We start from the raw sequence: 360 nt of genomic DNA on the forward strand, positions 1-360 counted from the left end.
CGGCGCACCGGTCCGCTGGTCCGCGCTGCACGAACACCGCAAGCCGCGCAGGGTGCCGCTGCCCACCTACGCGTTCGACACCAAGCGCTACTGGATCGACGCCCCGGTCAGCCGCGAGAGCACTGCCGCCGGCATCGCCGTGGCCACCGCCGCCTCACCGGCCGTCAGCCCTCGTCAGACGGTGGCCTTCGAACCGCCGATCCCCGAGCCCCCGGCTCCTGACCGGCCAGAGGTCGTCCGCTCCGCGTACACCGGCCCCGTCTCCGACACCCTGACCACCGTCATCAACCTCCTCGAGGAAACGCTCGGCACCAGCTCCATCGGACCCGACGACGACTTCTTCGACCTCGGCGGCGACTC

General features: G+C 71.7%; 1 protein-coding gene. It reads left to right on the forward strand.

Annotation, left to right across the window (positions count from 1 at the left end):
* A partial coding sequence (locus tag UK12_RS42100; RefSeq protein ID WP_045307036.1) for a phosphopantetheine-binding protein occupies positions 1–360 on the forward strand: 360 nt, incomplete at both ends.

This window comes from Saccharothrix sp. ST-888, assembly GCF_000955975.1.
Lineage (GTDB): Bacteria > Actinomycetota > Actinomycetes > Streptomycetales > Streptomycetaceae > Kitasatospora.